Source organism: Comamonas sp. (assembly GCF_036666375.1).
In the GTDB taxonomy this organism is placed as follows: Bacteria; Pseudomonadota; Gammaproteobacteria; order Burkholderiales; family Burkholderiaceae_C; genus Comamonas.
The window spans coordinates 6922-15387 of the sequence record NZ_JAVWWA010000118.1 but is presented as its reverse complement, the minus strand read 5'-3'; the positions used below and the strand labels follow the sequence as shown (position 1 = coordinate 15387).

The window sequence follows — 8466 nt, the reverse complement described above, 5'->3', positions numbered from 1 at the left end:
GATTCCTCGTCCATGTAGATCGGGCGGCGGATCTCGATCTGCATGCTGTGGCGCTGGAGCGCGGGCTGGCCGATTTTGGCGATCAGCTGCACGCCCTTGTAGGGGTCGTTGCGCGCCACGGTGTAGCCGCAGCCGCGCAGGTATTCCTCGACCAGCGCGACGAATGCCGGCTCGCAGGTCGTGCCGTCGCGGTCGCCGAGAACGAAGTCGGCCAGCGGCCTGTCGCTCTTGATCTGCAGGCGCTCGTAGGCGTTGTTGGGCATGGAGTGCAGGTTCAGATGCCACACGGCGCCAAAGCGCTGGTGCGTGCTTTCAACAGCCGCGGCCAGCGCCTGGTGGTAGGGCTGGTAGCAGCGCGCAATGCGCTGGCGCACTTCGTCCACGGGCAGCAGCCGGTCGTAGATGGGCATGTTCTTGACCGTGCGCCACACCAGACCCGAGCCAATGCGCGTCTTCTCGCTGGGCGCCAGCGGCGTGGGCCAGGGCGCGGCCAGCAGCGTGGGATCGATGTCGTCGAGCGTGCGGTTCAGATCGAGATAGCTGCGCGGAAACAGCGCTTCGACCAGGGTCGCGCCCAGTTTGGGAGCTTCGCCCCACAGCGCTTCGACATGGGTGTCCTCGGCGGCGCGCAGCAGCGCGCGCGGCACGGCGTGGCCGAAGTCTTCGGGGTAGCGAACGCCGCTGTGCGGCGAGTCGCAGACCAGCGGAATGGCCGCGCCTTCGGGCGCGTGCAGCAGGAACATGGCGGAGCTGTCTTGCATTCTTACTCCATCGAGATCTTGGCGACCTTGGCAACGTTCTTGTAGCGCTGCACGGCCTGTTCGATCTGGGTCTGGAACTGCGCCGAGGTGCCGGGAATGAGCGTGGCGCCGGCCTCGTCCATCTTGCTGATGAAGTCGGGTTCCTTCATCGCGGTGTGGATTGCCTGGTTGAGTTTCTTCACCACCGCCGGCGGCGTGCCCGCGGGCGCGACCACGCCAAACCAGCCGCCATTGCCCATCTGCGGGAAACCCAGCTCGCCATAGGTGGGCACGTCGGGCAGCGCGGGCGAGCGCTTGTCCGAAAGCACGGCCAGCGCATGCAGGCGCCCGGCCTTGATGTGCGGCAGCGCCGAAGGCAGGTTGTCGGTGATCGCGTCCACCTGGCCGGCAATCGCGTCGTTGAGCGCCATGCCCGAGCCCTTGTAGGGCACGTGCAGCAGCTTGATCTTGGCCATGCTCGAGAAGTACTCGACGTTCGAGTGGCCCAGCGAGCCCGTGCCCGGCGAGGCAAACGTGATCTTGCCCGGCTCGCTCCTGGCGAGCGCCAGGAAGTCGGCCATGTTCTTGGCCGGGAACTTGCCGGTGACGGCCAGCACGCTGGGCACGGTGGCCACATTGCTCACCGGAACGAAGTCCTTGATCGGGTCGTACTTGAGGCGGCTGCCGTAGGCCGCAACGTTGGAGCCATGGGTGCTCATGGTGGCCATGCCCAGCGTATAGCCGTCGGGCTTGGATTTGGCGACCATGTCCATGCCCAGCGAGCCGCCGGCGCCCGCGCGGTTCTCGATGACGATGGCCTGGCCCAGCACGCGGGCCGCGTATTCGCCTATCAGGCGCGCCGCGAGATCGGTGGAGCCGCTGGCGGCAAACGGCACGATCAGCTTGATCGGGCGGTCGGGGTACTCGGCGTGGGCCGCGCCCGCGCCCAGGGCGGCGAAGGCGGCAAGCAGGGCGACGGAGCGGCGGGAAAGGAGGAAGTTGGGCGTGGTCATGGCTGCCAAGTTTCGGGCGCCCTGGCCGCGGCGCAAAACGACAAATTGGCAATGAGCATGACTGTTGTGCATACTCGCACCGACGCGTGGCACTCATGCACCGCGCTTGACACCTCCTGCCCCATGCGAATGCACTCGCCCTCGATGTCCGAACTCCATGCCTTTGCCACGGCGGTCAGGCTGGGCAGCTTTTCGCGCGCCGCGGCGGAGCTTTGCGTGACCCAGAGCGCGGTCAGCCGGGCCGTCGCGCGGCTCGAGTCGCACTACGGCATGCCGCTGATCAAGCGCAATGCGCATGCGCTGTCGCTCACGCCCGTGGGGCGCGAACTGCTCGATGCGGTGCGCGCACCGCTGGCGGCCATCGAGGAAGTCAGCGCGCGGCTGCGGGTCGCGCCCGCCGACCGTCCGCTGCATCTGGCGGTGGTGCCCACCTTTGCCAGCGTCTGGCTGATACCGCGGCTGCGCGGCTTCCAGCAGCTGCACCCGGGCATCAAGCTGAACTTCGTGCCCTACAGCAAGGGCGAGGACTTCTCGGGCACGGTGCCCGATGCGGCCGTGCTCACGGGACTGGGCCCCGAGGAATGGCCGCAGTGCAGCGCCGACTACGTGATAGGCCGCGAGATGGTGCCCATCTGCCACCCCGCGCGCCTGCAGCAGCGGCTGGCGCAAGGCCTGTGGCGGCGCCCCGGCGATCTCGCGTCGGAGGCGCTGCTGTACCACACGACCGCGCCGGGCAACTGGACGCAATGGCTGCGCGCCGCGCAGGCCGGGCGCGCAGCGCCCAACCTGACCACGGCCTTCGACCAGGTCTCGATGCTGATCCAGGCCGTGATTGCCGACATGGGCGTGGCGCTGGTGCAGCGCTGCCTGGTGAAAGACGCGCTGCAATCGGGCGCCGTGGCCGTGCCCTTCGATCTGCCGATCGCGCTGCAGCGCGGCTATTTCCTGTGCACGCCGCAGGACCGCCGGCCGCGCCCGGGGTTTGCGGAGTTTCGCCGCTGGTTGCTGGATGCGGCGCAGGAGGATATCCGGGGCATGGGGGTCTTGGCTGGGGGAGCGCCTGGCCTTTGAGGGCAGGACGTTCATCCTTCGACGAGCTCAGGACGAACGGGAAAGCCGTTCGTGGTGAGCCTTGCTGGCCGGGCGCGTCGAACCATGAACAGCCCGCCCTCGAACCAGCGCCACCGACCCACGCCCATGCCGGACAAAAAACGCATATCCATCCAATGAAAACAAGCACTTGGCTTCGACCAGCCAAAGCGACATAGCCAAAAACCAGATATCGAAGATCTCTTTCCTTCGTTCCTTGCAGGCCCATGTCTTCTTAACCTTCAGCAACCACTGCATGAAGGATAGACGCCATGACGAGAAGACTTCCGAGCAAGAAATCATCGCGCTGCGCCGCCGTCAAGTCGCGGCTGGATTTCCCGGGGACAGACGCCGGTGTGCATGTCAACGACTACACGCCCACGCTGCGCCGCATTGCAGCGGCGGCGCGCCGGTCGATGCGCTGCGCCTGTCGCTGGGCGGGCGGTTCGCCGGGCGCACCAAGGGCCGGCCGGTGAACAAGCAAGCGCCGCTGCGCGACCGCCTGGGCGCCTCGGCGCTGGTGCAAGGCCGCGCGCCCCAAGGCAAGCAGCCCGCTCAAGCCAACCCCGATTTTTTCGCCGCCCGGCGCTGAGCGGCGCGCATTTTTCTTCGCATTTTTTCGCGCGCCACGCGTGGCGCCAGTCCCTGCCCAAAGGAATCGAGATGACCTACGCCTTCACCCTCCGCCGCCGCGCCAGCTTGCTGGCCCTGGGCCTGTTTCTTGGCGCCTCGGCCCAGGCCGCGCCGCCGCAGACCATACGCATAGGCGTGGCCACCGCAGGCGGCGGCGAGCCCGTGACCTGGGGCGGATCGCCGGGCGGCGTGCTGCGCGCCAACCAGGCGCTCGAAGAAGCGTTCAAGGCCGACGGCATCAGCGTCGAATGGCTGTTCTTCAAGGGCGCGGGGCCGGCGGTGAACGAGGCGCTGTCAAACAAGCAGATCGACTTCGCCTACCAGGGCGACCTGCCCTCCATCGTGGGCCGCGCCAACGGCCTCAAGACCCGGCTGCTGCTGGCCAGCGGCGCGCGCAACAACCTTTACGTGGTGACTCCGCCGCAGTCCGACATCAAGGGACTGCAGGACCTCAAGGGCCGCAAGGTCTCGCTGTTTCGCGGCACCAACGGCCATCTGGTGGCGATCAATGCGCTCGAAGGCGTGGGCCTGGCCGAGCGCGATCTGAAGGCCGTCAATCTCGACACCGGCAGCGCCCAGGCGGCGCTGGTGTCCAGCGGCGTCGATGCGGCGTTTGGCGGCTATGAATGGTTCAAGGTGCGCGACAGCGGACTGGCCAAGATCGTCTATTCGACCCAGGGCAAGGACCCGGCGCTCACGCGCCAGGCCGCGCTGCTGGTGCGCGAGGATTTCGAGAAGCAGCATCCCGCGCAGGTGCAGAAGGTCGTAGACCAGTTCGTGCGCGCGGCCCACTGGTCTTCCGACGAGAAGAACCGTGCCGAGCTGTTCCAGATCTGGGCGCGCAGCGGCACGCCCCAGGCCTCGTGGGAAGCCGAATTCGACAAGCAGGAGCTGGCGCTGCGCAACTCGCCGCTGCTCGACGAGTTCATCGTCGGGCGCTACAAGGCCGTGGCCAGCGATGCACTCAAGCTCAAGCTGATTCGCCGCACGATCAGCGTCGACGGCTGGTTCGAGCCGCGCTATCTGCAGACCGCGCTCAAGCAGCAGGGCCTGGAAAAGCGCTGGCAGTCGTTTGACGCCAAGGGCGTGGCCAAGGCGTCGGCCGGCACTCCGATCGCTCAGCGTTGATCAGCATGGCAAGCACTCTTTCCTATCCCGTGGCCGCAGCGGCCTCCAGCGGCCGCCAGCGCCTGCAAGCCGTGGCGCGCAGCGCCGAACCGTTCCTGCTGCCGATCGCGCTGTTCGCGCTCTGGGCCGTGGGCGCGGCCCAGGGCTGGATCTCGGCCCAGGTGCTGCCTTCGCCGCAGTTCGTCTGGGAGACGCTGAGCGAACTCGCGACCAGCGGCGACCTGTGGCTGCATGCCCAGGCCAGCCTGCAGCGCGTGCTCGTGGGCTTTGTCATCGGCAGCGCGCTGGGCCTGCTGCTGGGTGCTGCCATGGGCTTGTCGAAGACCGTTGAGGCCTATCTGCTGCCCACATTCAACGCGCTGGTACAGATCCCGGTGCTCGGCTGGCTGCCGTTCGTGCTGCTGCTGGTCGGTATAGGCGAGCCGCTCAAGTACATCCTGATCGCCAAGGCCGCGCTGGTGCCCGTGACGCTGGCCACGCTGCAGGGCTTTCGCCAGACGCCGGCGACGCTGCTCGAAGTCGGCAATGTCTACGGCTACACGCGGCGCCAGCAGGTGCTCGAGATCGTCGTGCCCACGGCCTTGCCCACGCTGTTCACCGGACTGCGCCTGGGCTTCACCAAGGCCTGGCTGTCGCTGGTGGTGGTGGAACTCGTCGCATCGAGCGAAGGCCTGGGCTATCTGATCGTCTACGGCCGCCAGCTGTTCCAGCTCGACCTGGTGATGGCCGCGGTGATTGTCGTCGGCGCATTGGGCTATGCGATCGATCGCCTGCTCGACCACGCCGAAGCGCGCGTCGCCGCGCGCCATGGCGCGCGCCCCACTCCGAAAGGCCTGCTGTGAGCACCACCACCCTTGCCCCCTTGCCGGCCGCAGCGCCGGCAGCCATTGCGCCCACGCGCCGCGACAAGGCCCTTGCCGGACGCTGGCGCGGCCTGGTCGTGCCGTTCGCGGCCATCGTGCTGTGGGCCCTGGTGTCCAGGCTCGATCTGGTGAACTCGGCGCTGCTGGTCTCGCCCGCCAAGGTGCTGGACACCGGCTGGGATTTGATCAGCAGCGGCCTGCTGTGGCTCAACCTGCGGGCCAGCCTGGCGCGCGAGCTCACCGGCTTCGTGATCGGCACCAGCAGCGGCCTGGTGCTCGGCGGCCTGCTGGGCCTGTGGCCGCGCTTCAACCGCATCGTGGGCCCGAGCTTCAACACCTTCAAGCAGATCTCGCTGTTTGCCTGGATTCCGCTGATCTCGGTCTGGTTCGGCCTGGGCGATGTCGCCAAGGTGGTGTTCCTGTCGCTGGCGGCGCTGGTGCCCGTGGTCGTCAACACGGCGGACGGCATCCGCAACACGCCGGCCACGCTGCTCGAAGTCGCGCGCGTCTATGGCTACACGCGTGCCCAGACCATCTGGCATGTGGTGTTGCCTTCGGCCGCGCCCTCGATCTTCACGGGCGTCTATCTCGCGCTGGTGTATTCGTGGCTGGCCACCATAGGCGCCGAGTACCTGCTGGTCTCGGGCCGCGGCGTGGGCAATCTGCTGATCGAGGGCAGCGAACATTTCCGCATGGACCTGGTGCTGTTCGGCATGGTCGCCATCGGTCTCGTCGGCTGGCTCATGAACGCCAGCGCCCGCACGCTCGAGCGCGCACTGGCCCGGCGGCTGGGCCGCTGAAACCCCTCTCTTTCTTTCGAAGGCACAACCCATGACAAGCACCGTCACCACGGATGATCTGCACATCCACGTCGCCTCCAAACGCTTCGACAGCACCCAATCTGCAGACGGCAGCCTGCAGGTGCTGCAGGACATAGACCTGCAGCTGCCGCCGGGCGAATTCGTCAGCATCGTCGGCGCCAGCGGCTGCGGCAAGTCCACCCTGCTGCGCCTGGTGCTGGGCCTGGACACCGAATATGACGGCGCCATCACGCTGGGCGGCGAGGAGATCACCGGCCCGGGCCTGGAGCGTGGCATCGTCTTCCAGGACCACCGATTGTTCCCCTGGCTCACTGTGGAGCAGAACATAGGCGTGGGCCTGCGCAACGCGACGTTCAACGCCCAGCAAAAGCGCAATCTGATTGCCGAGCATGTGGCGCTGGTCGGTCTCGAAGGCTTCGAGAAGTCGTTTCCGCACCAGATTTCAGGCGGCATGGCGCAGCGCGTGGCGATCGCGCGCGGCCTGGTCAATCGCCCGCGCGTGCTGCTGCTCGACGAGCCTTTCGGCGCGCTCGATGCGCTCACGCGCGCGCGCCTGCAGGGCGAGCTGCAGCGCATCTGGCAGAAGGAGCGCATCACCATGCTGCTGGTCACGCACGATGTCGAGGAAGCCGTGTTTCTCGGCGACCGCGTGGTGGTGATGCAGCCGCACCCGGGCCGCATTCGCCGCGTCGTTGCGGTGAACCTGCCCCACCCGCGCAACCGCAGCGACCCGGAGTTCATCCGCATCCGCGATGACGTTCTTGCCGACTTCCTCGCGCCCGACCGGCGTGGGCCCAGCGATGTGCCGCCCACCGCCGCGATTGGTTTTTCCAGCGAGCGCATCCGCTTTGCCTGGTGATCTTCATTCCCAACGAAAGCCCTCCGTGACCACTCCCAAAAAGCAGATCAAGCTCGGCGCCTTCCTGATGCAGACCGGCCACCACATCGCGGCCTGGCGCCACCCCGACGCGCAGGAAGATGCGGGCATCAACTTCCGCCACTACGTGCAGCTGGCGCAGAAAGCCGAGGCCGCGAAGTTCGACGCGGTGTTCCTGGCCGACGGCGTGGCCGTGCGCTCCGAGAACATCGAGGCGCTGGCGCGCACCGCGCGCAGCGACCAGTTCGAGCCGCTGACGCTGCTGTCGGCGCTGGCCGCCGTGACCGACCGCATAGGCCTGATCGCGACCGCCTCCACGAGCTACCACGAGCCCTACAACCTGGCGCGCAAGTTCGCCTCGCTCGATCAGATCTCGGGCGGGCGCGCGGGCTGGAATCTGGTGACTTCGGCCACCAAAGCCGAGGCGCTGAACTTCAACCGGGCCGACCAGTACGCGCATGCCGACCGCTACCGCCGCGCGGCCGAGTTCCACGATGTCGTCACGGGCCTGTGGGACAGCTGGGAAGACGACGCCTTCGTGCGCGACAAGGCCAGCGGCAGCTATTTCGACGCCGACAAGCTGCACCCGCTGAACCACCGGGGCACGCACTTCCAGGTGCGCGGCCCGCTCAATGTCGCGCGCTCGCCCCAGGGCCGGCCGGTGGTGGTGCAGGCGGGTGCGTCCGAAGACGGGCGCGAACTCGCGGCGCGCACCGCCGAAGTGATCTTTGTCGCCCACCAGACCTTTGCCGAGGCGCAAGGCTTCTATGCCGACATCAAGGCCCGCGTGCAGCACTACGGCCGCCACCCCGATGACGTGAAGATCATGCCCGGCATCTTTCCCATTGTCGGCCGCACCCAGGAGGAGGCCGAGGCCAAGTTCGAGCAGCTGCAGTCGCTGATCGACCCGGTGGTGGGGCTGTCGCTGCTCGCGGGAATTTCCGGCGGCGTGGACCTTTCGGGCTACCCCATCGATGGCCCGCTGCCCGAGCTGCCGCCGACCGAAGGCCCGCAAAGCCGCCAGCGCCTGCTGATCGATCTGGCGCGCCGCGACGGCCTGACGATTCGCCAGCTGTACCTCAGGATCGCGGGTGCGCGCGGCCACCAGCAGGTCGTGGGCACGCCCAAAACCATTGCCGACCAGCTGCAGCAATGGTTCGAGGAAGGCGGGGCCGACGGCTTCAACATCATGGGCCCGTGGTTCCCCGGCGGCCTCGATGATTTCATCGAGCTGGTGCTGCCCGAGCTGCGCCGCCGCGGGCTGTTTCGCACCGAGTACGAAGGCCGCACGCTGCGCGAGCA

Annotated in this window: 9 protein-coding genes; 7 read left to right on the top strand and 2 right to left on the bottom strand. The window is 67.6% G+C overall.

The window, feature by feature from the left end:
* Both RR928_RS21250 and RR928_RS21245 read right to left on the bottom strand, forming a co-directional pair.
* The coding region (locus RR928_RS21250; RefSeq protein WP_332684149.1) for an N-formylglutamate amidohydrolase at positions 1–761 on the bottom strand (761 nt) is incomplete at its 3' end.
* A gap of 2 nt (positions 762–763) precedes the next feature.
* The gene (locus tag RR928_RS21245; protein WP_332684147.1) at positions 764–1753 is read right to left on the bottom strand and encodes a Bug family tripartite tricarboxylate transporter substrate binding protein; all 990 of its coding nucleotides are present in this window, start codon (positions 1751–1753) and stop codon (positions 764–766) included.
* Positions 1754–1876: 123 nt separating this feature from the next.
* On the opposite strand from RR928_RS21245, the gene RR928_RS21240 reads away from it, so the two are divergent.
* The 7 genes from RR928_RS21240 to RR928_RS21210 all read left to right on the top strand — a co-directional run.
* Entirely contained in the window at positions 1877–2824 is a 948-nt protein-coding gene (locus RR928_RS21240; protein ID WP_332539741.1) for a LysR substrate-binding domain-containing protein, read from the top strand.
* A gap of 169 nt (positions 2825–2993) precedes the next feature.
* On the top strand, positions 2994–3434 hold the full coding sequence (locus RR928_RS21235; RefSeq protein ID WP_332684145.1) for a hypothetical protein: 441 nt from the start codon (positions 2994–2996) through the stop codon (positions 3432–3434).
* Between the two features lie 71 nt (positions 3435–3505).
* Positions 3506–4603: an ABC transporter substrate-binding protein gene (locus RR928_RS21230; protein ID WP_332684143.1), complete on the top strand. Its 1098-nt coding sequence runs from the start codon at positions 3506–3508 to the stop codon at positions 4601–4603.
* A gap of 5 nt (positions 4604–4608) precedes the next feature.
* Positions 4609–5445 (top strand): ABC transporter permease, encoded by an 837-nt coding sequence (locus RR928_RS21225; RefSeq protein WP_332684141.1) that lies wholly within the window; start codon positions 4609–4611, stop codon positions 5443–5445.
* A gap of 20 nt (positions 5446–5465) precedes the next feature.
* A complete protein-coding gene (locus RR928_RS21220; protein ID WP_442881626.1) occupies positions 5466–6266 on the top strand; it encodes an ABC transporter permease in 801 nt (266 codons plus the stop codon).
* Between the two features lie 31 nt (positions 6267–6297).
* A complete protein-coding gene (locus RR928_RS21215; protein WP_332548996.1) occupies positions 6298–7146 on the top strand; it encodes an ABC transporter ATP-binding protein in 849 nt (282 codons plus the stop codon).
* Positions 7147–7171: 25 nt separating this feature from the next.
* Positions 7172–8466 (top strand): LLM class flavin-dependent oxidoreductase (locus RR928_RS21210; RefSeq protein ID WP_332684139.1); only part of this gene is annotated, 1295 nt, incomplete at its 3' end.

Bases quoted from the DNA above. Each gene is read 5' to 3' on its own strand.
- RR928_RS21240 (WP_332539741.1), top strand. From the start codon at position 1,877: ATGCGAATGCACTCGCCCTCGATGTCCGAACTCCATGCCTTTGCCACG.
- RR928_RS21215 (WP_332548996.1), top strand. From the start codon at position 6,298: ATGACAAGCACCGTCACCACGGATGATCTGCACATCCACGTCGCCTCC.
- RR928_RS21230 (WP_332684143.1), top strand. From the start codon at position 3,506: ATGACCTACGCCTTCACCCTCCGCCGCCGCGCCAGCTTGCTGGCCCTG.
- RR928_RS21245 (WP_332684147.1), bottom strand. From the start codon at position 1,753: ATGACCACGCCCAACTTCCTCCTTTCCCGCCGCTCCGTCGCCCTGCTT.
- RR928_RS21225 (WP_332684141.1), top strand. From the start codon at position 4,609: ATGGCAAGCACTCTTTCCTATCCCGTGGCCGCAGCGGCCTCCAGCGGC.